Annotated in this window: 22 protein-coding genes and 1 pseudogene; 12 read left to right on the top strand and 11 right to left on the bottom strand. The window is 33.8% G+C overall.

The annotated features are described in order from the left end of the window. Positions 1–26: 26 nt before the first annotated feature. The 6 genes from EKL96_RS08675 to EKL96_RS08695 all read left to right on the top strand — a co-directional run bounded on the left by EKL96_RS08675 (position 27) and on the right by EKL96_RS08695 (position 6,306). Complete coding sequence (locus EKL96_RS08675) at positions 27–1,751, top strand: tetratricopeptide repeat protein (RefSeq protein WP_158615222.1); 1,725 nt, start codon at positions 27–29, stop codon at positions 1,749–1,751. Positions 1,752–1,761: 10 nt separating this feature from the next. Continuing rightward, positions 1,762–2,430: a response regulator transcription factor gene (locus EKL96_RS08680; protein WP_126460926.1), complete on the top strand. Its 669-nt coding sequence runs from the start codon at positions 1,762–1,764 to the stop codon at positions 2,428–2,430. A 735-nt stretch (positions 2,431–3,165) separates the two neighbouring features. Continuing rightward, on the top strand, positions 3,166–3,390 hold the full coding sequence (locus EKL96_RS08685) for a hypothetical protein (RefSeq protein WP_126460929.1): 225 nt from the start codon (positions 3,166–3,168) through the stop codon (positions 3,388–3,390). A 164-nt stretch (positions 3,391–3,554) separates the two neighbouring features. Next, a complete protein-coding gene (locus EKL96_RS08690; RefSeq protein WP_126460933.1) occupies positions 3,555–4,610 on the top strand; it encodes a type I restriction endonuclease in 1,056 nt (351 codons plus the stop codon). Between the two features lie 129 nt (positions 4,611–4,739). Next, positions 4,740–5,147, top strand: a complete 408-nt coding sequence (locus tag EKL96_RS14205) for a hypothetical protein (RefSeq protein ID WP_126561875.1) — start codon at positions 4,740–4,742, stop codon at positions 5,145–5,147. Between the two features lie 355 nt (positions 5,148–5,502). Next, positions 5,503–6,306, top strand: a complete 804-nt coding sequence (locus EKL96_RS08695; RefSeq protein ID WP_126460936.1) for an endonuclease/exonuclease/phosphatase family protein — start codon at positions 5,503–5,505, stop codon at positions 6,304–6,306. 384 nt (positions 6,307–6,690) lie between these two features. Here the strand turns inward: EKL96_RS08695 and EKL96_RS08700 are convergent, their stop codons facing one another. Continuing rightward, entirely contained in the window at positions 6,691–7,950 is a 1,260-nt protein-coding gene (locus EKL96_RS08700) for an asparagine synthetase B (RefSeq protein ID WP_126461571.1), read from the bottom strand. A gap of 310 nt (positions 7,951–8,260) precedes the next feature. On the opposite strand from EKL96_RS08700, the gene EKL96_RS08705 reads away from it, so the two are divergent. Beyond that, positions 8,261–8,980: a DUF547 domain-containing protein gene (locus EKL96_RS08705; protein ID WP_126460939.1), complete on the top strand. Its 720-nt coding sequence runs from the start codon at positions 8,261–8,263 to the stop codon at positions 8,978–8,980. 133 nt (positions 8,981–9,113) lie between these two features. On the opposite strand, the gene EKL96_RS08710 is transcribed toward EKL96_RS08705, so the two are convergent. The 4 genes from EKL96_RS08710 to EKL96_RS08725 are packed head-to-tail and all read right to left on the bottom strand — an operon-like array spanning position 9,114 to position 11,602. Continuing rightward, positions 9,114–9,779 carry a response regulator transcription factor gene (locus EKL96_RS08710; protein ID WP_126460942.1) on the bottom strand — a complete coding sequence of 222 codons (666 nt, stop codon included), beginning with the start codon at positions 9,777–9,779 and terminating at the stop codon, positions 9,114–9,116. Positions 9,780–9,782: 3 nt separating this feature from the next. Beyond that, on the bottom strand, positions 9,783–10,574 hold the full coding sequence (locus EKL96_RS08715) for a sensor histidine kinase (protein ID WP_126460945.1): 792 nt from the start codon (positions 10,572–10,574) through the stop codon (positions 9,783–9,785). Between the two features lie 14 nt (positions 10,575–10,588). Further along, positions 10,589–11,209, bottom strand: a complete 621-nt coding sequence (locus EKL96_RS08720) for a hypothetical protein (protein ID WP_126460948.1) — start codon at positions 11,207–11,209, stop codon at positions 10,589–10,591. Then, positions 11,210–11,602 (bottom strand): hypothetical protein, encoded by a 393-nt coding sequence (locus EKL96_RS08725; RefSeq protein WP_126460951.1) that lies wholly within the window; start codon positions 11,600–11,602, stop codon positions 11,210–11,212. A gap of 287 nt (positions 11,603–11,889) precedes the next feature. Here EKL96_RS08725 and EKL96_RS08730 point away from each other — a divergent pair. The 4 genes and pseudogenes from EKL96_RS08730 to EKL96_RS08745 all read left to right on the top strand — a co-directional run. Beyond that, positions 11,890–12,217 (top strand): annotated as a pseudogene (locus EKL96_RS08730) (IS1595 family transposase); the annotation flags it as partial. An 81-nt stretch (positions 12,218–12,298) separates the two neighbouring features. Beyond that, positions 12,299–12,766: a hypothetical protein gene (locus EKL96_RS08735; RefSeq protein WP_126460955.1), complete on the top strand. Its 468-nt coding sequence runs from the start codon at positions 12,299–12,301 to the stop codon at positions 12,764–12,766. Between the two features lie 250 nt (positions 12,767–13,016). After that, positions 13,017–14,861 carry a PLP-dependent transferase gene (locus EKL96_RS08740; protein ID WP_126460958.1) on the top strand — a complete coding sequence of 615 codons (1,845 nt, stop codon included), beginning with the start codon at positions 13,017–13,019 and terminating at the stop codon, positions 14,859–14,861. A 125-nt stretch (positions 14,862–14,986) separates the two neighbouring features. Then, complete coding sequence (locus EKL96_RS08745) at positions 14,987–15,196, top strand: hypothetical protein (protein WP_126460961.1); 210 nt, start codon at positions 14,987–14,989, stop codon at positions 15,194–15,196. 182 nt (positions 15,197–15,378) lie between these two features. On the opposite strand, the gene EKL96_RS08750 is transcribed toward EKL96_RS08745, so the two are convergent. The 3 genes from EKL96_RS08750 to EKL96_RS08760 form a co-directional block, all read right to left on the bottom strand. Next, on the bottom strand, positions 15,379–15,738 hold the full coding sequence (locus EKL96_RS08750) for a hypothetical protein (RefSeq protein ID WP_126460964.1): 360 nt from the start codon (positions 15,736–15,738) through the stop codon (positions 15,379–15,381). Between the two features lie 62 nt (positions 15,739–15,800). Next, positions 15,801–16,979, bottom strand: a complete 1,179-nt coding sequence (locus EKL96_RS08755) for an AIR synthase related protein (protein ID WP_126460967.1) — start codon at positions 16,977–16,979, stop codon at positions 15,801–15,803. 333 nt (positions 16,980–17,312) lie between these two features. Next, positions 17,313–19,502, bottom strand: a complete 2,190-nt coding sequence (locus EKL96_RS08760; protein ID WP_126460970.1) for a glutamine synthetase III — start codon at positions 19,500–19,502, stop codon at positions 17,313–17,315. Positions 19,503–19,804: 302 nt separating this feature from the next. Between EKL96_RS08760 and EKL96_RS08765 the strand changes: the two genes are divergently transcribed. After that, positions 19,805–20,770 carry a TerC family protein gene (locus tag EKL96_RS08765; RefSeq protein ID WP_126460973.1) on the top strand — a complete coding sequence of 322 codons (966 nt, stop codon included), beginning with the start codon at positions 19,805–19,807 and terminating at the stop codon, positions 20,768–20,770. Between the two features lie 60 nt (positions 20,771–20,830). Here the strand turns inward: EKL96_RS08765 and EKL96_RS08770 are convergent, their stop codons facing one another. The 3 genes from EKL96_RS08770 to EKL96_RS08780 form a co-directional block, all read right to left on the bottom strand. Continuing rightward, entirely contained in the window at positions 20,831–21,331 is a 501-nt protein-coding gene (locus EKL96_RS08770) for a hypothetical protein (RefSeq protein WP_126460976.1), read from the bottom strand. 190 nt (positions 21,332–21,521) lie between these two features. Then, positions 21,522–22,394, bottom strand: a complete 873-nt coding sequence (locus tag EKL96_RS08775) for an alpha/beta hydrolase (protein WP_126460979.1) — start codon at positions 22,392–22,394, stop codon at positions 21,522–21,524. A 470-nt stretch (positions 22,395–22,864) separates the two neighbouring features. Continuing rightward, a complete protein-coding gene (locus tag EKL96_RS08780; RefSeq protein ID WP_126460982.1) occupies positions 22,865–26,317 on the bottom strand; it encodes a methylmalonyl-CoA mutase family protein in 3,453 nt (1,150 codons plus the stop codon). Between the last annotated feature and the right edge of the window lie 13 nt (positions 26,318–26,330).

A 26,330-nucleotide genomic window follows, 5' to 3' on the forward strand; every position in this document is an offset into this window, starting at 1 on the left:
AAAATTAATTTATGTATTTTCGGGGAATGAAACTTAAAAAGTTGAATTCCCCGTTTTTAATTTCACTCATCCTTTTATTTACAGGATTTATATCTTGCAAAAAAGAAAGTAACATTGCAACACAAATCAAAAGCAACCCGCACTACCAACAGCATTTTTTACGTGCAGAAAAACATTTTGAAAACCAAGTTTATGATAGTGCTTTTTATTACTACAACGAATCAAAATTAGCTTGTAATGAAGGAATGGATACTGGAAAAATAATTTATTCCTTATTAAAAATGGCTGTAATTCAGCAAATACAAGGGGATTATTTGAGTAGTGAAACCACGGCTACTGAGGCTATTTCCTTATTCCAAAAAACAACAAATCGCTACTACAAATGTGCTGTATACAATATATTAGGTATTAATTATGAGCGACTTTATGACTATGACAATGCAATACTCTACTATAATAAAGCACTCAATCAAATCCCGGATGAATCACAAAAAACAATCCTTACAAATAATATTGCCGTAGCGTATATAGGCAAAAATGATTACAAAAGCGCACTGCAGCTTCTGTTGCCATTAACTCTCCATACAAACATTTCAAACGATGAGGAAAATAATGCCAGGGTTCTTGATAATTTGGGCTATTGCTATTTCAAAATGGGTGATTCAAGAAGTCTTCACTATCTGAATACCGCTTTAATCATTAGAAAAAAAATAAAAGATGACTTTGGAATTACAACCAGTTATCTTAATATTGCTGAGTTCTATAAAAAATCCAATCCTGGATTATCTTATAAATATGCACAATTAGCTTACGAAAAAGCAACAAAAATTAACAATGTTGATGACCGATTGAAAGCAATCGCATTATTAATACGAAATAGCGTTGGGAAGGAAACAAAAAAATTTTCCATTCTTCACCTCCACATCAATGACAGCATCAATAAAGCCCGACAAAAAGCAAAAAATCAATTTGCAAAAATAAAATATGATTCTAAAAAAGATAAAGATGAAAATTTAGAACTAAAAACACAAAAAATAGAAAATGCACTTTTATTAGAAAAGCAAAAAAATAGAAATCTAATTTTATCCTTTGTTATCGTATTCACCTTAATAATAAGCATTTCCGCAGCAAATTTTCTTATGGCTAAAAACCGAAGAGAAAAGGTGAAAATTTCATATACCACTGAAATTCGAATTTCAAAAAAACTACATGATGAACTAGCTAACGATGTGTATCAAACCATGGCATTTGCAGAAACACAAGATTTATCCACCGCACAAAATAAAGAAGTTTTACTAACCAGCCTAGACACTATTTATTCCCGGACACGAAACATTTCCAGAGAAAACAGCACTATTGAAGCAGGAGCACTGTTTGAAACTAGTTTAAAAGAAATGATGTCCGGTTTTCAAACAAATGAAATCAATATATTAACCAATGGAATGGATACAATTCAGTGGAACGCTATAAACAGTACTAAAAAAATAACGCTTTACCGAGTGGTACAAGAGTTACTGGTCAACATGAAAAAGCACAGCCAATGCAGTTTAGTTGTATTAACTTTCAAAAAAAATAAAAATAAATTACAAGTCGATTACACTGATAATGGTATTGGAGCCACGCTTGAAGAATTAACTTCAAAAAATGGACTTCAAAATGTGGAAAACCGTATTCATGCCATAAAAGGAACCCTTAATTTTGACAGTAAATCCAACAAAGGGTTTAGAGTCCGTTTTATTTTTCCAATATAATCTAGTCCATATGTTCCATAAAGTTTTAGTTGCCGAAGATTTAGACACTATAAGCATCGCAATAATTCAAGCACTAAGAGAGCTTTCTATTTTAGAAATTCACCATGCCAAATACTGTGATGAAGCTTTCCTAAAAATAAAAAGAGCCCTTCATGACAAAGTTCCCTATGACTTGTTGATTAGTGATTTATCATTTAAACCCGATCACCGTCAGGATCGATTATCCTCTGGTGAGGAACTCATTGAAGCCGTAAAAAAAGAACAGCCTGAACTTAAAACCATTGTGTTTTCGATAGAAGACAAATCCTTTAGAATAAAATCACTGTATACTAATTTAGGAATAAATGCCTATGTATCAAAAGGAAGAGACAGTATTCCGGAACTCAAGAAAACGATACAAAATATTTATAATAATAAGAACCTTCATCCATCTGAGGAAGTACGCCATGCTTTAAGAAACAAATCCCTTTTTGAAATTGAAGCCTATGATATTTTACTTTTAAAATCTTTATCCAATGGATTAACCCTGGAGGATATTGCTTCGGAATTTAAAAATTCCGGAATTATTCCTAGTGGCACCAGTAGTCTTGAAAAACGCATCAATAGGCTTAAAATATATTTCAAAGCAAACAATAACGTACATCTTATAGCCATCACTAAAGATTTAGGATTAGTCTAATTCGCATTTCAGACTATTAAAAACTAAAAAAAATATTCCAATAACGTTATTACTGCAATTTAAAAGCATCAAAAACAATCAATTGCTAAGGTCATTTACAGCGCTCCAAAGATTTTTGACACGGTGATTAAATCCTAAAACATAGCGGTAGAATTGATATGTTTTTTACGATTATACCAAAGATAAGTGATGACTAAAATTTAATGTCGTATTTTAATAAAGCACTAAATTTCTTTGCCACAGATTTCACAGATTAGCACAGATTAATTCGTTATGTAATTTTAAAAATCTTTTTAATCCTTACAATCTGTAGCAAAAACTCTTTTTAATAATTGCGACAATATATCTTTCTTGCTACTTAAGTATGCGATATTAGCTTAAATTCACTTCTTTTTTTGACCATTGTATTGGCAAATCATAGCCTGATTTTAATAAAAATGATGTCTTTACGGTTTCCCGTAAAAAATAGATTTCAAAAGTTGCTAGATTTGGTTTATAAAAAATCAAATGAAACAAATGCTCCAGTTTACAATAACCAATTTAGTATTCGCTCGATATTCCGAAGGAAGGATCTTGACAAAGGACAACTATCGGGAGTTCAAAAACCAAATAAAAAAACCCATCTTTTTTATACTGTCATTTTGCATCCTAACATCTTGCAAATCAGAACCAAAAAAACAACCTCAACACCGACAAATACTTCACAACCAAATACATCGAAAATATGATGACGATGTGTTAGTAGTACCAAAACAAACGGATACAGCTATAGACAAAAAAACAAATACGCAAACTGATTCGTTAAAAAGAAAAAATCAAATACCTCTTGCAAATCCAATACAAAGTCCAATTGGGATTGCTATACCTCAAGAAAAGCTAAAAAGCTCTTCAAGACAACGAAAAGGTAAAGTTATTTATACATCGGAACGTAAAAAAAAGAATCAATGGAAAAAATTATAATTATGAAATACATCCTGTTGTTTTCAATACAAATAGTTGTACTGAGTATCGGCGGATTATTGATATAGCGTATAAAATTCGGAAAAAACAATCCAAATGAGGAAAACCGTAAAGAAGTTATCTTTTACGGAAGTAATTTTGAAACCAATTAGCAACAAAATACTATGGAATTAACCATTCAACTAAAATCCCTAGCGGATAAAATCATTCAGTTAAAAGACAAAATCGAAACCGAAGAATCAACCAAACACGCATTTGTACTCCCATTTATCAACATGCTTGGCTATGATGCCTTCAATCCGCTGGAGGTAGTCCCTGAATTCACTGCCGATATTGGATTAAAAAAAGGAGAAAAGGTAGACTATGCTATTTTCCAGAGCGGTGAACCCATCCTAATTGTTGAATGCAAAAGCTGGAAAGAAAACCTTTCAGTGCACAGCTCACAACTATTTCGCTATTTTCATGTCACAAAAACTCGTTTTGCACTCTTAACTAATGGCATTCAATATCAATTTTATACCGATTTAGACGAGAAAAACAAAATGGACCAGAAGCCTTTTCTGGAGTTTGACATCATCAATCTCAAAGAAAATTCGATCATTGAAATTGCTAAATTCCATAAATCAAGTTTTAATGTAGATCACATTCTAAACAATGCGAGTGCTTTAAAATATACCAAAGAAATCAAAAAAGAGATTAATGACGAACTGGAAAATCCCTCGAATGATTTTATAAAACTCTTTGCTAATAAAGTATATGCTGGAAGACTTACGGAAAAAGTGATGGAAGAATTCAAAATGTTAGTTCAAAAAGCATTTAATCAATTTATCAACGAAAAAATTAATGACCGCTTGAATGCCGCACTAAATAAAGAAACAATAAAACAACAGGAAGAAAAAACGGAACCCATTGAAGAAGCGAGCAAAGTGGTTACCAGTGACGAAGAACTGGAAGCCTATCGAATTGTCGTGGCTATTCTAAGGCGTAAAATTCCTGTAAACAGAATCGTTCCTCGGGATACTCAATCCTACTTTGGGATTTTACTTGATGACAACAACCGCAAACCTTTATGCAGGTTGCATCTCAACGGAACTAAAAAATATCTTGGCCTTTTCAATGAAAACAAAATCGAAATAAAACATCACATTCAGTCAATTGATGACATTTATCAATTTGAAAAGGAATTATTGGAAACTGTTGGGGCTTATGAAGGGAAGTGATTTGCTTTGTAAAAGTATTTACAATACGAAATAAATCCTGTAATATGACCTTTAAACCTAAGTCATTAAAGTACCTGTTGCACCATAAATTCTAAAAGTTGACAAGAATATTTAATTATAATTAAACAAATGATTTTTAATAACAATTTCAGAAAAATAACGGTAACTGAAAACGGAATAATATTGACTTATAAAACACAAAAAATATTATTTTCTGAGTTAGACAAGACTCACGTTAAAGTAAATAAAATGAGGCCGGTTTATACATTTATAATTATTTGGGCATTACTATCCTTGGGTTTTCTTTCCTATTTATACCTGCAAATAGACCTAATCTTACTGATTACTTTTTTTCTGATTGTATTTATTTTTTTAAAAATGAATGAACACAAAAGCTATAGCATAAAAATCCGTTTGAAAAATGGTGAAATTATAGAAGAAAAAATATTGGCAAAATTAAAACTGGAGACTATCAACAGTATCAATGAAGTCCAAAAAGGGATTTACAACTATAAAATAAATAACAAAAAGAATTAGCTTTAGTTCCTAACTATGATCATTTGATTGTTTATACCAAACTTTAAAAAAAATTATATGAATCTCAAAAAAAATCAAATATTAAAATTGTAATTATCTTTCAAGACTACCCGTTATTTGTACCATACTGCCTCTAGTACATACAATTATTATTATTTCAAAAAAGGAGAATCCTATAACAAGTCTAAGTAATGAAATTTCTCCTTTGTCGATATAACCAAAATAAAATACATCAGAAAACAATATTAAACAATCCATAAGACTCGAAAAATTCCTCAAATTCCATTTAATTATCATACGTTTGAGCTACTCTAATTCTATCCGTAAAAAGTGATACTAATATTCTCCTAATTAAATGAAACCCCTATTTTCCTTACTGTTCCTCTTCCTAGCCACTTTTGCTTTCGCTCAAACCAAAATCCTTTCCTGGAACATAGCCAATTTTGGAAAATCGAAATCCGAAGAAACCATTACTTATATTGCAAAAACGCTGAAAGATTATGACATAATTGCCATTCAGGAAGTGGTTGCCGGATATGGAGGCGCACAGGCAGTAGCACGATTAACAGATGAACTCAACCGAAAAGGAGCTAAATGGGAGTATGTGATCAGTGACCCCACCAGCAGCAGTGCCTATAAAACCGAAAGATATGCCTTCATTTGGAAAACGAGCAAAGTAAAGAAAATAGGAAAAGCTTGGCTCGAAAAAAAATACCATCTAGAGATTGAGAGAGAGCCTTATTATTGCACTTTTCAATATGAAAACAAACAATTCACGCTGGTGAATTTTCATGCTATTACTAAAAAAAAGCAACCCGAAACCGAGATTAAATATTTCAAATTTTTACCTGATGAATATCCCACCTTGAATTTAATTTTTGCAGGAGACTTCAACTGTCCGCAATCACATTCGGTTTTCAATTCGTTGAAAAAAATGGGATTTCAATCTATTTTAGTAAACCAAAAAACCTCGTTGAAACAAGAATGCAAAAAAGAGATTTGTCTCGCTTCTGAATTTGATAATATGTATTACAAAACTTCTAAAACTACACTTCTAAATTCCGGTATTATTCCTTTTTATAAAAATTTTAGCACACTAAAAGAAGCTCGAAAAATATCCGATCACGTTCCTATTTGGTTTGAATTTTCTTTGAATTGATATCCACACCGCATTAAGTGATGTTGTGACTAATGCAATTGATATTGTTCAGGAATATTTAGACAAGGAAAATGAAGATGGAAGCGTTTAATCATTTATCTTTTACATCACAAAAGCTACCGTAACAGGTGGCTTTTTTTTTGATTTTAAATTATTTGGAGCTATTCCTGCTGTTCGTTTTATCCACGCTAAAAAGCGTGGTATACCACTGCCATCAGGGCTAAAAAAACCAATCGGTACTGATTGTATTTTTCATACTAAGTAATAACCATGGTATAATGTCTAATTTTAAAATCAAGATAAAATTACATAACAATCTTATTTAAAGCTGTTTTACTTAAAGTTAATTCTTTTGACTTTACGACTTTTAAACTTTCGACTTACTTATGTCTTTAATTTTTTCTTTTTAGCTGCAGGGAACAACACATTGTTCAAAATCAAACGGTATCCGGGTGAATTTGCATGCAAGTCCAAAACTGTAGGGGGATCGCCTACCTGATGCTGAAAATCCTCCGGATCATGACCCCCATAAAAAGTGAACATCCCTTTCCCCTTCTGCCCATGAATGTAACGGGCTTCGCCATTAAGTTCACCTGTCCCCATGACTAAAACATTCGATTTTACAAGTACCGTATCAAATGATGTTGTTTGTCCCATAAATCCTTTGACAAGTTGTGTGTGATTTTGACACAACATAGTGGGAATAGGATCCCATTTTGCCGAAAATTCCATTAAGGTAAAATAATCTTTTTCCATGGGAATTCTTCGTTTAGAAGTCATATCAATATCAGAGAACTCATATTGTTCAGGTCTTCGCTCTAAGATAAAATCTTTGAAAGCAAAAGAATTACTATAATTCATCTTCGATTGGTAATTGCCTTCACTCACATCCCCATCAAACATAGCTTCGCAAATATCTACTCCATCCGCTGCAAGAGCAATATCAAAACTATCTGTTGCGGAGCACATTGCAAACATAAACCCACCTCCTATTACAAAGTCCCTAATCTTTTTAGCCACAGCTCCCTTTTCGTCAGATACTTTTGAAAACCCTAATTTTGTCGCCAGTATTTCAGCTTCTTTCTTTTGTTCAATATACCAAGGTACATTTTTATACGCTCCGTAAAACTTACCGTATTGCCCGGTAAAATCTTCGTGATGCAAGTGCAACCAGTCATAAAGCAACAATTGGTCTCCCAACACTTCCTGATCATATATAGCTGTAAAAGGAATTTCAGCATAGGTCAAGACCAGCGTCACTGCATCATCCCACGGTTGTTTCCCTTTTGGTGTATACACTGCAATCTTTGGTGCTTTCTCTAAAATAACGGATTCCATATTCTGGGACGGACTGGAGATTTCATTTAAGAGTATCACTTCTTCCTCATCAGAGATTATTTCAAAACTCACTCCTCTAATCTGGCACTCTTTGCGTATTTCCTGCGCATCAGGCACTAAAAAAGAACCGCCACGGTAGTTGAGTAGCCAGCTGACTTTGTGATTTTTTTCCAAACACCAAAACGTAATTCCATACGCCTTCAAGTGATTTTGTTGCGTAGTTTCATCCATTGGCAACAAAATAAAAGAAGCTTTTGCGGAAATTGATAGTAGAAAAATCAGAATATATATAAATCGCTTGTACATCATTGTATTGCCTTTTTATATTTCAAAGATAGAAAGGAAGCCGTTCAAATGAGAATAATTTAACTTTAAAATGAATGCACCAATCTAATTTAAATAAAACCACGTAAAAACACCTAAAGCCAGACGAATTAGTATCTATAAATTTGTAACTATAACCTAATCTACATTAAATGAAAAATTTAGTACTAAATTCAAAGGAAAACAATAACCATTTTAATTTTAAAACTATTTTTAAAAAAATTGGATTTTCTTTGTTAGTAGGACTTATTGTTGTTTTTTACACTTTATGTTTTAATTATTTTCTTCTGTAATGCTAAATCGAGACCAAAAAACACCACAACCAATTGTTTCAAAAAATTATTATGCCGCGTTATCAGAAGAAATCCTATCAACTGCAAAATTAGGAAAAGATACGACTTCCCTCAGAAGACAACTTTATTATATCAGACATACAAAAATCGAAAAGAGTCTGGACACTGATGCTTTAAAAAAAACTTTTTGGATTAATATCTATAATGCTTTTTATCTCATTATTCTAAACGAAACAAAACAAGACGACACTATGTATCGTCTTAAAAGGATAAAGATTGCACGTTCCATATTCTCGTTAAATGATATTGAACATGGTATTTTAAGAAAAAATAAATTCAAAATAGGATTAGGATATGTAACCAATCCATTTTATTCTGGTTTTATAAAAACCTTAGCCGTCAGTAAACTAGACTACCGAATTCACTTTGCGTTAAGAACTACAAATTTAAATCCTGATCCGTTTGATTATTTTAATTGTGATGAAATTGAATCACAGCTTGCTACTGTCACCACTGATTTTATCAAATTTGAAACTGAATTTGACCATGAATCAAAAAAAATGATCGTATCGCAATTTCTGTTTACCTATTTACGGGATTTTGGCGGAATACAATCCATAAAAAAAATGCTGAAAACTATTTTTAAAAAAGATTTCAAAGGATATTCGTTAAAGTTCAAGCCGTATAACAGAATCGAAAAAAAGCACCCTATTTCTTAGTCCATTGGCATTTGTTAAAGGAATCCCTTATCTTAAAACCTGAATTTAAGTTGTTTAAAATTTTAAAAAAATCTTCTCTTTTTTTGCAAAAAAAAGTGCATCCAGCATTGCTTTTAGTACAAATGGGTTCTGATTAATCTTCAAACGGCATAATTTCATTTTGAACCGCATACACAACCAATCCTGCAATATTCCTGGATTCTGTTTTAAGCAACAAGTTATTTCGATGTCCTTCCACCGTTCTTGGACTTATAAAAAGTTGCTCTGCAATTTCTAAGGTGCTTTTTTGATAGCAAATAAGTTTGAGTACTTCCAATTCACGTACACTCAAAAATCCACTATCAAAGTTACTTTTCGTTTTTCTAGTGTTCAAAATATTGGTTTGAATAATTTTCATGACATATTCCGTATAGTAAAATCCTTTTAAAGCCACTTCATTTACGGTTGTAAGCAATTCTTGTGGTGTCGCATTTTTTATCACATAGGAAACAGCACCAACATCAATCATATTCGCCACAAAAGATTTAGAATCATAGCTGGTTAGCGCTATAATTTTTATTTCAGGGAATTCTTTATGGATGATCTTAGTGGCTTCGACTCCATTTAAAATTGGCATTTTCAGATCCATGATAATAATATCGGGATGATTTTTAGTACTGCGAAGGTAGGAAATCAATTCATCCCCATTGGAGGCTTCAAAAACAATCTCAATATTTGTTTCCCGTTCCAGCAAAAAAGAGATTCCTTTTCTAAAAAGAATTTCATCATCTACTAAAATTATTTGAATAACATCATTCATTATTTAAAAATTAAAAGTGACCGTAATCCCTTTATTTACAGCTGAATTAATGACAATAGTGCTGTTTAAAAAAGCGACTCTACTATTAATATTTTTCATCCCAAGACCTTTTTGCTTGTCTTTATTTTTCATATCAAAACCAATTCCATTATCAGAATAAGAGCATTTTTTGAGTCCGTAATTGTCCTCAAAAAGAATAGATATGACAGTTGCCTTACCGTGCCGAATGGAATTATTGATCAACTCTTGCAAGATTCTAAATACGTGTAAATGCTTCATATTATCTTTAATATCAAAGAAGGTTGTATTTTCATAATTTACCGTGACAACTTGAGAACTATTGCATTCCATGCATAATTCTCCCACTCCTGCATCTAGTCCAAATTTATCTAAAACCGGAGGTAACAAACCGTGTGCGATTTTCCTGGAACTATCCAGCGCTTTGGCAGTCAGATTGATGATATTCTCGGTAATTGTTCCTACCTCATCTTTGGTCAAATTTGGAGTATTTAACAAATGACTGTTCAAAGACACAATATTAAGCTGAGAACTGATGTCGTCATGTAAATCTTGGGCAATACGCTTGCGCTCTTCTTCTTGCGTAATAATTACGGCACTCAATAGCTCTTTTTGATACTGGATTTCCAGATCTTTTTTTTCTAATTCTTTCTGGATAATTTTTTTTCTCGAAAAATAGAAAAACAAGATTAAGACGAATCCCATCAAAAGAAAAGCAACACAGGAATAAATAATTATTTCGATTATATCACTTTCATTTATTAATTCTGCCTTCATAAATATTTATTTAATTACTTTTTGGAAAAACTTTTTTTCCACTCTAGTAAAATGAATAATTGGTAGACTATATAGAGTCCTGAGTTCAATACCCAAGGTATTTTTGTGTATTCCAGTCTCAATATATTTGTCAAATTTCCTACTATAAATAAAATGGTGCTTCCAAATAAATAGAGTAAAATACCCATATTGATATAATAATACTCTTTTTTCTCATTTAATATGTTGTAAAGATGTAGGGTTGCGTAGCTAACTATTAAAAAAGAGGTAATGAATATTTCGAATAAATTGAATTTAAAAAACAAACTCGGATCTAGTACGTATTGAATTCCAATGACTGCTAAACCAGCATACAAACCCACTGTAACAATCTTTTTTTGATACGTCTCTTTTAATAAAACTTTGTAAAAAAAACTGAGTATTATAAACTGACCCACAAAATAAAAATGAGACAAATAAAGGTTATTAATATTAACTCTTGCCAAGACATTCGAAATTATTTGGATAACTAAAACCAACCCTAAATATCCTGTAAAAATCTTAAATACTTTATCCTGAAGAGAAAAGCACCGGATAAATAAAACAAAATTCAAAAATAAAACCAAGAGACCTACATATATAAATACATTTAACATCTATTGCAGCATTAGAGTTTCAGGATCACAAGTAGATGGACAAGGAGACGTAAAATCATAAATATCATCTTCCGTTGCACCAGCGTCACCATTGTCTTGAGTGATCATATCAACATAAATTTGAGTTAGGGGATCATATTTTGTTCCCACAATCATTAATTTTTCTACTCCATCATCATCAACTCCTATGTATGCTCTCACTGCATCGACCCCTTCTTTGAGGACTTCTACTAAATCAATTTTAGGGATCAAAAAAGCATTTAAATGATGGTGTTTGTTATAATCCCCTTCTCGTTTAGACCATCGTTTTGCCCATCTTTGGGCTGTTTTTAACGGAATGACATTCACAACTTTTCCTTTTTTTAGGCTTCCAGAAGTAGTTTCTTGTGACATATTTATTAGGTTTGCAGATTACGGATTTTATAAATAAAAAATTATTAGCTAAACTACTGTTTTTTATTGTTTATACAAAACCAGCTTAGTAATTATACAAGCTATAGGGTTAGTTTTCAAAATAAGCACCGATCGCCCTGATCGCTTATTTAGTTTTTGTAACCCTAATTTGGTTTGTAGAGAACCTAATTTGTATTAGCCCTGCTGAATGGTATTAATTTAATATGACTATCCGTCACTTGTACCAATGCTAAAAATAGCTTGTTTTTGAGTCATCAACCTATTAAATACGAGCTATGAACCTACCTGAATTTTTAGAGAAATACCCTGATTAAGCCACACGTAATAAGGGATTCAAAGCTAAACTACTTGAAATGGTAATTGTATGTAAAAAGTGTCAACACACCGAACATTACTTTCGTAAGGCAGATTTAAAATTTCAATGCAAAAAATGCGGTAGTCGTGTCAGTCTTCGTTCAGGCACCGTTATGGAGAATACTAATTTGCCTTTTCCAATATTGGATGCTCTGTATTGAACTCGTGATGCTGTCACAAAAGAGTTTTTCGGCATTAGAAATACAACGTATGTTGGGTCACAAACATTATGAACCCTTGGTAGGGTAAATTGCTTTAGAGTTGTCTTACTTGAGAATGCTATCAATAAAGAAGCACTCAATAATCACTAAAATAAAAATTATGAACACATTTAAAGCCTTACTCATTTTGATCACTATTGGTTTTGCCATAAATATAAATGCGCAAGAAGCCAATAGTACCGATGAACCAAAAAAAAACACAAAACAAGCTACGGTAACTTATTACCAACAACGCGCTGCAGAGGATGCAAAATATGAGCAGGAGTTTACTGCTCAAAACAACAGCGAAGACAAAGCTTTTTGGAAAGAACAAAAAAAATACGAAAAACAATTAAAGAAAAACAACAAAAAAGCTTATCGCGCCTACATACAAGGAAAAAAAGAGGCATACGCAGAACATCACCAACATTGCAATCACGATCACCATAGCGATTATTTTTATAGCAATGCCCAGTTTTATTATTACCAATACGACAACAGACACAACTATCAGAGAAGACCAAATCGTACTATAATAAACACTCCGGTGCGAGTAAGCACTCCGAGCATTCGTTTAGGGATTTTTTAATTACGGGTAAACTATTTTTTTTTAATAATATCTTTTTTAAGACCGACGAAATAATTTTTGTTAAAGAATTCTGATTGAAGTTTCTATGCCATATATTTATTTACTGACTAACCAAAAAGAGCACTCCTAGAGGATTTATTCCTGACACTTTCACAACACTGACAACAGATCTGTAATAATAAAACCTCTTGTAACACTTTTAAATAAATCTAATTACTGTATATTACCATCTTATCTAAAGGTGGAAATTATGAAAGACAATAAAATATTACGTTATATTAAAGACGTGTTAGAAAATAAGCCAACTGGCTGGTTGAATCTAACAACTCACAGACTAGATATTTATGACGAAAAATTGGCGAAAACTCAATTCTTAGAACAGTTTGAAATTTTATTTAATAGCAATAATTCTGAATCAAAGGCATTAGGAGAGTTACCCACTGCTTATGACTATATTCGATTAGGGCATCCATTATCTTGTATATTAGAATGGGTGATTGCCCACTTACATCATTTAAAACCAGAAAATGTAATTAGTTTTTCCTCAAAGACGACTCCAATTTTGGCAGTACTAAGGAAAAATTTATTAGCTGGCAAAAACACTCAAATTATTTACACTGGTGAATTACCAGAATTTTTTGATGTTGAAGTACTTCAGCACATTTATGGCTATACATTTGATTTAAAGAAGATTGAAAAAGAAACAGCCATTTCCAAGTTTGACGGGAGTACCATTTTCATTACGCAGCAAGATGAAATTAGCACTTTTGATTTTACCAAAAACATTGACTTTTTTATCAATGTTCATTCTGACTTTGGAAGTATTTTAGTTGTAAATGGAGACCAAAACGAAAGTTATATCCCCGAAATTCAGCATGTCAGAAGAAGAGAGACCATTGCAATGACGCCAGCCAATTGTCTTGCTATGTTGAAAATTCTGACAGCACAATCTTCTTTAGAACCAAAAGAGAATACTATCGAGACAAACAAAGCAATGGTTTTAGATTCGATTGCGACCATTACCGGAAGCAAGACAAAAGCACTAATTGCTTCCAGTGGACTATCAATTCAATATGCGGTTGTCATGGGATTAATTCATGATGCGAAGGAAAACCATAAAGGAAAGGCGATCAAAATTATTGTTCCCCCCAATTGTTACGGTGGTACAAACGACCAAGCCAGACGAGTTGCTGCTTGCATTGACTCTGTTGAAATACTGGATTTACTGGTTGACGGTGGTAAAGATATGGTTGAAAGTATTGCGCTTCTTTTAGATAAAATTGCTGACGAGGATGCTATTCCAATCATAATTGCTGAAATTCCAACAAATCCCAGAGTTGAAGTTCCGGATCTTTTCAAATTAAGCGCTACTTTGAGTAAACAGCGAAAAACTGCAACTGGTAAAATTGCTACAGATCCTATTTTTGTTTTAGATCAAACCTTTTGTCCAAATGTACACTTTTTAGGTGAAGAGGATATATTATCACCAATTAGGACCATTTCATATGTAAGCGGATCTAAATTTCCAAGTGGCGGGCAATGTACTGCGGGCTATTGTGTGGGAAATAAAAAAACGGAAGGGTTGATGAAAAAAATAGAATTTCATCTAAAACTTTGCGATAATGAGGCTACCAATCTTCAAATGGAGATTTTGGCAAAACAATTGCCTTCTATGAATCAAAGAATAAAGGATGCATATCATAATACACATGAATTTGTAAACTTCATAAACAAAACTTTACCAGCGGCGAAAATTAATTTTGTTTCGTCAGCATTGGCAGACCAAGGATTTACCCCCTCTGTGTTTTCATTAGACCTTCCCAGTAAAGGGAACACAACGGAAGAAAAAGAAGCTCATAAAAGAGAGTTAAATCTTAGGTTAATAAATTTAATGATTAGAGAAATACCTAATGAAAGCAAGTTTTGTGTGAGTTATGGGCAGTTAAAAGGATGTTACTGGACTATTCCGGCAACATCAACTCAAGGGACGACTAAAGAGGGTGACAAAGATTACATCGTACGTGTAGCACTTTCTCCTACCATGGATTTAGAACTTCACAAAAAAGTTTTTTTAGATTTTGTCAGCCAAATTTAATTCTGATCCTATACCATTCCTCTATTTAACCTTGAAGGAAAAAACTAAGTAATGATCCATATTAACTAAAATAGAATTTTCTGATTTTTTTTTTACAGAAACAGACAATCATTACAAGTAAACCAATGTGGAGGGATAGGTCAAAGATTTGGTTATTAATACCAAACAAAATTACTATTGGCTCCATAAAAAAGCTTTCAGAAAAGTATTTGAATGCTGATAAAATGATCTATTTAGTGGTAGGTGATGCTGAAACGCAGTTAAAAAAGCTGAAGAAAATTGGTTATGGAACGCCAATTCTTCTGAATACACCAGCGGTAAATAAGCTGATTTAAAACTAATTTGGGTTATAAGTAATAACCATGGTATAATGTCGTATTTTAAAATCAGGATAAAATTATGTAACAATATGATTTAAAGCTGTTTTACTTAAAGTTAATTCTTTTGACTTTACGACTTTTAAACTTTCGACTTACTTACATCACTGATTCTCATAGCCGCGATAGATGTGAAAATTTTATTCACTCATTTCATCATATCGCTCCGGAACTTGGGGATCATACAGCGAACATTTGAATTCATCCATTATATTCACTAAAGTATCCATTGTTTTTCCTTCAGTGCCATAACAATCAATTTTTACACTTTGGGGCGTCATCCTGATATGAAAAGCACCTGCACCATAGTTATTTTTCCAACTGTTCTCGTCTACTTTTTCCCATTTGGAGAATACAGAAGCAATTCTGTTCAAAATGACTTGTACCGGAAGTTCTTCAAGACCTTCAATTTCAGCTTGTTCTTCTGAAACAGCTTCATAAACTTCGTGATGGTTGAGATAAATCCCCTCCAGATATTTCCAAAAAACCAATTCGTACATAGATAAAAAATTAAAAGATTAAAGAATTGAAAGATTGAAAAATGAACTTCAATTGAAGCTTTTTAATATTCAAAAGTTCCGTATTCACTGGTAATAGTCAGTTTTTTTGAAGTAGCAGCTTCTACTCTACCTACGATTTGCGCATCAACATTAAATGATTTTGAAATCGCAATAATGTCTTGTGCAACAGCTTCCGGAACATAAATTTCCATACGGTGACCGCAATTGAAAACTTGGTACATTTCTTTCCAATCCGTTTTAGATTGTTCTTGAATTAACTGAAATAATGGCGGAACTGGAAATAAATTGTCTTTTATAATGTGTAGGTTTTCTACAAAGTGTAAAATTTTAGTTTGGGCTCCTCCACTGCAATGCACCATTCCGTGAATTTGATTGGAAGAATATTGGTCTAAAATTTTCTTAATGATTGGTGCATACGTTCTGGTTGGCGAAAGCACTAATTGTCCGGCATCGATTGGTGAATTTTCAACGGCGTCTGTCAATTTTACTTGTCCAGAATAGATTAATTCTTCAGGAACTAAAGCATCGAAACTCTCCGGATATTTGGTTGCCAAATATTTCCCGAAAACATCATGACGCGCCGATGTTAACCCGTTGCTTCCCATTCCGCCATTATAGTTTTTCTCGTAGGTAGCCTGGCCAAAAGAAGCCAATCCTACAATTACATCACCGGCTTTAATATTAGCATTATCAATTACTTTGCTGCGTTTCATACGAGCAGTTACTGTTGAATCTACAATTATAGTTCGAACAATATCGCCTACATCAGCAGTTTCTCCACCTGTTGAATGAATGGTCACCCCAAAAGATTCCAGTTCTTTAATCAGTTCTTCGGTTCCGTTAATAATTGCTGAAATTACTTCAGCGGTAATCAAATTTTTATTTCTTCCAATGGTTGATGAAAGCAGAATATTATCCGTTGCACCCACGCACAATAAATCGTCAATATTCATGATTAAAGCATCTTGGGCAATGCCTTTCCAAACAGAAATATCGCCTGTTTCTTTCCAATACATGTAGGCCAAAGAGGATTTAGTTCCCGCTCCGTCAGCATGCATGATCAGACAATATTCTTCGTCTTGAGTTAAATAATCAGGGACAATTTTACAGAAAGCTTGTGGATATAATCCTTTATCAATATTTTTTATCGCATTATGAACATCTTCTTTGGATGCCGAAACACCGCGAAGCGCATATCTTTTTGAAGTATCTGAACTCATGTAGTCTAGTTGTGAAGTCTGCTTTTATGCAGGTAGTTGTGCGGCAAAGGTAATTATTTTTTTGGGTTTTGCCTATCGAGTCATCAGAAGTGTTTCTTGCTAAAATTGTCATACTAAGAATATTTGTTTACACCCTTCAATTTAGCCTTTCAAGGTGCAAAACATCAAAAAAATGTCTACCTGAAACAGATAGACATTTTTATTAAATTTCAATGGCGCAATAAATTACTCCCAATCAAGCATGCATGCGTCAAAAAATAATACTACCCTAGAGCACCGGTAAATCCAGATATTATTTGACTTATAATGACACTCGATGTGTTAATAAGTAGATTACTTCGTAAATAACAATTCTCTGTATTTTGTTAGTGTCCAAATCTCATCATCCACTAACAGCTCCAGTTTATCACAATGGCTTCTAATTTCTTCAAAAAATGGTTTTACTTTATCACAATAAGCTAGAGCCATTTCATGTGCATCAGTAATTGCATTGGCTTTCTTTCTAGCTTCGGTCATTTCATGAACTTTAGAATTGATCCCCTCAATATGTCCGGAAATTTCTTTGATTAAAATGATTTGTTCTTTTGCAATTTTTTCAAAATCAGCACCAAAAATCTCTTTTAGTCCCTTCACATTTTCAATCAAAGTGTTTTGGTAGCGAATGGCTGTTGGAATAACATGGTTTTGAGAAAGATCACCTAAAACTCTACCTTCAATTTGAATTTTCTTAGTATACTCCTCTAATTCTATTTCATAACGTGCCTCCACTTCAATATGATTCATGATACCCATTTCAGAAAACAAATCTAAAGCTTGCTTAGAAGCTCTTGCTTTTAGTGCTTCAGGAGTTGTTTTAAAGTTACTTAACCCTCTTTTACCCGCTTCAATTTCCCATGCTTCACTGTATCCGTCACCTTCAAAAAGGATTTTCTTAGAAACTTTGATGTACTCTCTCAAAACATTGAAAATAGCATCATCTTTTTTCATGTCTTTAGATTCTATCAGCGCATCTACTTCAATTTTGAAATCTTTTAATTGTTTTGCTACAATAGTATTCAAAGTCGTCATTGAATTAGAACAGTTAGCTGATGATCCTACTGCTCTGAACTCAAACTTATTTCCTGTAAAAGCGAATGGTGATGTTCTATTTCTATCTGTATTGTCCAAAAGAACATCTGGAATTTTCCCTACTACATTTAGTTTTAAGTCTGTTTTTTCTTCTGGAGATAGTTTCCCTGCAGTTACACCTTCTAATTCTGCTAGAACTTTAGTCAACTGCGCCCCAATAAATACGGATATAATTGCTGGTGGTGCTTCATTTGCCCCTAGTCTATGATCATTACTTGCAGTAGCAATTGCACCTCTTAATAAAGACTCGTAATCATTTACTGCTTTTATTGTATTGATAAAGAAAGTCAGAAACTGTAAATTACTCATTGGAGTTTTACTAGGGCTCAATAAATTCACTCCTGTATCTGTTGCCAAGGACCAGTTATTATGCTTTCCGGAACCGTTCACTCCTTTGAAAGGTTTTTCATGAAACAACACTTTCAAATCATGGCGTTCTCCTACTTTTTGCATCACATCCATCAACAAGCAGTTATGATCAACAGCAAGATTTGTTTCTTCAAAAATAGGAGCCAATTCAAATTGATTTGGTGCTACTTCATTATGACGTGTTTTCACAGGAATTCCTAACAACATGCATTCTTGTTCCAAGTCTCTCATATACATTAAGGCACGAGTAGGTATAGACCCAAAATAATGGTCATCTAATTGTTGCCCCTTAGCCGATGTATGTCCTAACAAAGTCCTACCGGTCATCATGAGATCAGGACGCGAATTTGCTAAAGATCTATCAATCAAGAAATATTCTTGTTCCCAACCTAAAGTTGCAGTTACCTTTTTTACATTTTTATCAAAATATTTACATACTTCGGTAGCAGCGTCATCCATAGCGGTCAAAGCTCTCAACAAAGGTGTTTTATAGTCTAAAGCTTCCCCCGTATAGGAAATAAAAACCGTTGGAATACACAAAGTAGTTCCAAAAATAAATGCTGGAGATGTTGGATCCCAAGCTGTATACCCTCTAGCTTCAAATGTATTTCTGATTCCACCATTTGGAAAACTAGATGCATCCGGTTCTTGTTGTACTAATTGAGCGCCACCAAATTTCTCTACTGGATCACTGCCATCATACGAAGTTTCAAAGAAAGCATCATGTTTTTCAGCGGTTGTTCCTGTAAGTGGCTGAAACCAGTGTGTATAATGAGTCACCCCTTTAGCCAAGGCCCACTCTTTCATTCCCATTGCGATATAATCCGCTAATTTTCTGTCTATTTTAGTTCCATGTTGAACTGCATCGCGCACTCCTTTAAAAGCATCTGAAGTTAAAAACTGTTTCATTGCTTTGTCATTAAAGACATTTGAACCAAAAATAGTTGATTTTCTATCAGTCTCTTCAAATTTTACTGGAACTCTGTTTGATGCTTCTTTCAAAGCTTGAAAACGTAATGATGACATACAATTTTGTTTTAATTAATTAAACCCCCTATTATTTTGATGCAAATATAATTTAATAATTACTTTTATAAAATATTACCTCTGTTTTTTATGGGTAACCACGTCAAATTTATTAAATTAACAAAAAATATTAATTATAATAACAACTTAGCAATTTAAACACCCCTATTTATTTTTACTGATATTTTCATAAAATAAAATAAACATAGACAATCACAAACAACAGCAAACTTTCGATTAAATATTTATTGAAGTTAAACAATCTAAAAGTATCTTTGTGCAACTTTTTAAATATATGATATATGATTGTCTGGATTTCTTTCTTAGTAGCCGTAATGATTTTCTTGGCTCTTGATTTAGGTGTTTTCAACAAAACGCCACATATTATAAGTTCAAAAGAAGCGGGTAAGTGGACTGCAATATGGGTTACTTTATCATTCCTGTTTTCCGGCGTTATTTATTGGCTCTACAACAATAATTATATCGCAAATCCGGATCAATTAACTCCCACAACAGCATCCATAAAGTTCATTACCGGATATTTAATTGAATTATCATTAAGCATTGACAACATCTTTGTCATAGCCATAATTTTTTCTGCTTTTAAAATTCCGCCACAATACCAGCATCGTGTTTTATTTTGGGGAATATTAGGGGCAATATTCTTTAGAGGCCTAATGATCTTTTTTGGCGTTATGCTAATCAATAAATTTTCTTGGATGACGTATATTTTTGGTGCTTTCCTGATCTATACTGCCATGAAAATGTTGTTTGGAAATGAAAATGAAAAATTTGAACCTAAAAAATCATTCGTCTATAAAAGCCTAAAAAAAATAATGCCCATATCTAATCATATGGATGAGGAGCATTTCTTTGTCAAAAGAAGACACATTACTGCCGCAACCCCTCTATTTGTAGCTCTTGTGGTTATTGAAGTCATGGATGTGGTTTTTGCCATTGATAGTGTTCCTGCTATTTTAGCCATTACTAATGACCCCTTTTTAGTTTTCAGTTCTAATATTTTTGCCATTCTAGGATTGCGATCCATGTATTTCTTTCTGGCTAATATGTTAGCTAAATTTAGTTATCTGGAATACAGTCTAATCGCTATTTTAAGTTTTGTTGGTGTGAAAATGTTAACCCATGACATACTAAAAAAATACAATTATGAAATTCCGGAATGGATGTCACTGGCTTTTATAGCGGTGGCTCTTATAGTGGGAATTGTAGTTTCACTTAGAAAAAACAGCAAAGAGTTTGTCTCCTAATTTTAAGGTCTATAAAAAAAGGAAATCTTTCGATTTCCTTTTTTTTTGACTTCTCTGAAATTATAAATTTATTTTTTGAATTTCACTTTTACTAACCTTCAATGAGGACATAACTGCATCCATATTATTTTTGTTTATTGTAGAGGCAAAATTTGCTGGTACAATTACTATTCTAAAAGTTTGATTTTGTGTCCAACTGGAATCTAAAGTATTCAGATTGAAATTAGCCGCAAGAAAAATTTTAACATCAAACCTGGAATAATCAAAATTAAAATCTAATTCACCACCATTATTCAGATAATACGTTTGAGGCATTAATTTCCAAATATCTGCTCCATTTACCGTATCATACAAATGGTATACTAAAACAGAATCCGAAGAATAAATTGGCGGATCAAATACAACCAAGCTGCTATAATTATTATTGGAGTTGAACGAAGTTGTAACTTCATACACTTCAGTTCGAGGACCGTTATCAACGGTATCATATAGTTCTGTCACTTCACAACTTTGTAGAGTCATCATCCCGATGAAAACTAAAAATAAGGTAATTTTTTTCATTCGTTATCGTTTTATAATTTATATTAAAAAACTCTATTCATGAATTGTGCCAAACTTTATTTTCAAAAAAAAGTGCTTTTCAATTATGGAAAAAAAAACTTAAATTATACCTAATAATCCTGGGCTTAAAAGGAACTAAAAAAGCCTCTCAGATGAAAGGCTTTTTTAAAATTTTATTACTATTCGGTTATTATTTCTCCACAACAGCCACGCCATTATTGTTTAAAATTTTGCTAAAAAACAACACATGAGAAGGTAACGCATTTTCCCAATATTCCCACGTATGCGCTCCTGGCCGTTCCGTATAATCGTGAGCAACTTTATTATAAACAAGCCTTCGGTGTAATTCTCTATTGGATTCAATCAAAAAATCATCTACACCGCAATCTATAATCAATTCCAGTTTGTTACTTTTTATTTTATCCACCATATTCAAAACTGCACTGGAGGCATATACTTCCTGTGGCGCTCCTTCAATCCCAAAAACAGGTTCCATTAATTTAGTAACTCTTTCCTTAGATTCCGGATTAATCATGCTTCCCATATCAACAGCGCCGCTCATACTTCCTGCTGCACAAAATAGTTCTGGATGTCTTGCCGAAAGATACAATGCTCCGTGACCTCCCATAGAAAGTCCCGTAATTACACGTCCTTTTCTGTTGTTTATTGTCCGATAAGTGTTGTCTACTTTCTGAATTACTTCTTTTGTAATATACGTTTCAAACTGACTTCCCTTATTCACAGGACTATCCAGATAAAAACTGAATGTTTCTCCTTCCGGCATTACGATTATGATATTATACTGATCTGCTAAATTGTGCAATAAATTCTTATCCGGAGTTTTAGACAACCAATCATTAAAATGACCATAAGCGCCATGCAACAGATAAAGCACGGGATAATTAATCTTGCTTTTTGCATACGAACTTGGTAATACTACCGCAGCTTTATACGTTTTATTCATTGCCATACTAGGAATTTGCAATGTATCGGCTTTTGCTGCATAAGAAACTACAGTATGACCAAGAAGAAAAAATAAGAATACAATTTGAAGTTTTTTCATACTATTCGGTTTTAAGGTAAAATGTAAATATAGTACTTTAACTCGTTGGGTGTAATTAATGAAAATTTCAATTAATCTTAACTAAAAAAATGAACCACATAGAAACATAGAAAAAAAGAGTTGGACAGCCCAATTTTTGGCTTCATATAGCTATGATTTTCTCCAAAAAAGTGAAACGACTTACATAATTTTAAAATCTATGTTTCTATGTGGTTAAAAAATTAAACGCATTGGATTACACCCAACAGCTACTTTAGAATAAATGTAATAAAGTCGCAATAATTACATGAACAAAAAAAGACCTCTCATTACTGTAAGGTCTTAAAAAAAAAGATCATGCCCGCCCGAAAGCGGGATAAGCGATTCACACACTTTTTGCGATGCAATTCAATACTGATTACCTAAGATCCCGCCCAAAAGCGGGATAAGCGATTCACACACTTTTTGCGATGCAAAAAGTGGTTCTCTGCTTACATATTTCTTCTGTATTGTCCACCTACTTCAAATAAAGCAGCTGTTATTTGTCCCAAGGAACAAACCTTGGTCGCTTCCATTAAATGCTCGAATAAATTTTCGTTTTTAATGGCTGCTTCCTGAAGCGTATTTAAATGATCCTTCACTACATCCTGATTGGATTGATGCAAATGGTTCAACATATCAATTTGGTATTGTTTTTCTTCCTCTGTGGCGCGAATTACTTCGGCGGGGATTACTGTTGGAGAACCTTTGGAACTCAAAAACGTATTCACACCAATGATAGGAAATTCACCTGTATGTTTCAAAGTCTCATAATACAAACTTTCTTCTTGAATTTTACTTCTTTGGTACATGGTTTCCATAGCTCCAAGCACGCCACCACGTTCTGTAATTCGGTCAAATTCTAATAAAACTGCCGCTTCGACTAAATCCGTTAACTCTTCAATAATGAAAGCACCTTGAATTGGATTTTCATTTTTGGCCAGTCCTAATTCTTTATTGATAATCAACTGAATTGCCATCGCACGACGCACAGATTCTTCTGTAGGTGTTGTAATTGCTTCATCATACGCATTGGTATGCAAGGAATTACAGTTGTCATAAATGGCATACAACGCTTGCAAAGTAGTACGAATATCATTGAAATCTATTTCCTGTGCGTGCAAAGAACGCCCCGAAGTCTGAATGTGGTATTTCAACATTTGCGCACGCTCGTTAGCGCCATATTTATTTTTCATGGCTTTCGCCCAAATTTTACGTGCCACACGACCGATAACGGCATATTCAGGATCTACACCATTCGAAAAGAAAAACGATAAGTTGGGTCCAAAATCGTTAATATTCATACCACGACTCAAATAATATTCTACATACGTGAACCCATTAGAAAGTGTGAAAGCCAATTGTGTAATTGGATTTGCTCCCGCTTCGGCAATATGATACCCTGAAATAGAAACCGAATAAAAGTTCCTTACATTCTTAGTAATAAAATATTCCTGTACGTCACCCATTAATCGCAACGCAAATTCAGTAGAGAAAATACAGGTATTTTGCGCTTGATCTTCTTTAAGAATATCGGCCTGAACGGTTCCACGAACTTGAGATAACGTTCTTGCTTTTATTTCGTTATACACTTCCAAAGGTAAAACCTGATCTCCGGTTACACCCAAAAGCAGCAACCCTAAACCGTTATTCCCTTGGGGCAAATCCCCTTGATAATGCGGTCTTTCAACTCCTTTTGCTGCATATATTTTGTTGATTTTTACCTCAACTTCTTTTTCAAGGCCATTTTCTTTGATGTAAAACTCACATTGTTGGTCAATCGCTGCATTCATGAAAAACCCTAATAACATAGGTGCCGGTCCATTAATAGTCATACTCACCGAAGTCATTGCATGAACCAAATCAAAACCAGAATATAATTTCTTAGCATCATCCAAACAACAAATAGAAACTCCGGCATTACCTATTTTTCCATAAATATCAGGGCGTACATGTGGATCGTTTCCGTATAAAGTCACACTGTCAAAAGCCGTTGATAATCGTTTTGCCGGTAATCCCGCACTTACATAATGAAAACGTTTGTTCGTTCTTTCCGGTCCGCCTTCTCCGGCAAACATACGAGATGGATCTTCTCCTTCACGTTTAAAAGGATATAAACCTGCGGTAAAGGGAAATTCTCCAGGAACGTTTTCCTGCAAACACCAACGTAAAATATCACCCCAAGCTTTGTACTTTGGCAATGCAATTTTCGGAATTTGAGAATGTGAAAGGGACTCCGTGTGCGTGGCCATTTTGATTTCTCTATCCCGAACTTTGAACGTATACACCGGATTCTTGTACTTGTTTACTTTCTCGTCCCAAGTCAAAATGATTTCCCAGTTGTATGGATCCAAATCCATTTTTATTTTATCAAATTGATTTAGTAAAAGATTTAAAAATATTTTGTCCTCAGCAGCACCCGGTTTTTCAGATTCTAAAGCACTTGGCAAAACCGAATCGTCATTAATTCCTGTTTTATTCAATTCAGGGATTTTTCTAGTAACCGATTCAATCGTTTTAAAAATCCCGTACAATTTCTGAGCCACTTGCTCTTGGCTAACGGCCGTAACATCATACTTCCGGTTGCTCTCGGCAATTTCAGACAAATAACGGGTTCTGTGTGGCGGAATAACGAAAATCTTCTCGCTCATTTCACGAGTGATTTGGAATGTTGATTTCAAATCAGAATTCGTTTTTTCATGGACTTTATCCATTATCGCTTTGTACAGCGTATTCATTCCCGGATCGTTGAACTGCGAAGCAATAGTCCCAAAAACCGGAAGCGTATCTAAATTCGCATCCCATAAATTATGGTTGCGTTGGTATTGTTTTTTCACGTCTCTCAATGCATCCAGAGATCCGCGTTTGTCAAATTTGTTTATCGCTACCAAATCAGCAAAATCAAGCATGTCGATTTTTTCCAATTGAGTTGCAGCGCCAAATTCAGGCGTCATTACATATAAGGATACATCAGAGTGATCCATGATTTCTGTATCGGATTGTCCTATACCTGAGGTTTCCAGGATTATGATATCATAATTTGCTGCTTTAATCACTTGGATTGCATCGGCAACATATTTAGACAAAGCCAAATTCGATTGGCGTGTGGCCAAAGAACGCATGTAAACTCGAGGGTTATTAATAGCGTTCATTCGGATTCTATCACCTAACAAGGCACCGCCGGTTTTTCTTTTTGATGGATCGACGGATATTAATCCGATAGTTTTTTCCGGGAAATCGATTAGAAAACGACGCACTAATTCATCCACCAAAGAAGATTTTCCTGCTCCACCTGTTCCTGTGATTCCAAGAACCGGAGTTTTACAACCCTGATTCTTTTTTTGGATAACTTCCAGAGTTTTGGCCGCTATGTCTGGGAAATTCTCTGCTGATGAAATAATTCTGGCAATTGCTTTTGGATTTTTTTCTTCCAAATGTTTTATTTCATCCGTCAGTTTATCTCCAACGGGATAATCAGATTGTTGTACTAAATCATTAATCATTCCCTGCAATCCCATCGCGCGACCGTCATCCGGCGCATAAATACGGGTGATTCCGTACGCTTGCAATTCGGCAATTTCAGAAGGCAGGATTACTCCTCCTCCCCCACCAAATATCTTGATTTGCCCAGCTCCTTTTTCCTGAAGCAAGTCATACATGTATTTGAAATATTCGTTGTGTCCGCCTTGATACGAAGTTATCGCAATAGCATTCGCATCTTCCTGAATCGCGGTATTGACCACTTCTTCCACACTGCGATCGTGACCCAAATGGATTACCTCAACGCCTGTAGACTGAATGATTCTACGCATAATATTGATTGCAGCATCGTGACCGTCAAAAAGCGCAGCTGCGGTAACAATTCTTACTTTATTGTTAGGGATATATGGTTTTTGTTGTTCCATTTTATGAATATGA

Source organism: Flavobacterium sp. LS1R10 (assembly GCF_003968825.1).
In the GTDB taxonomy this organism is placed as follows: Bacteria; Bacteroidota; Bacteroidia; order Flavobacteriales; family Flavobacteriaceae; genus Flavobacterium.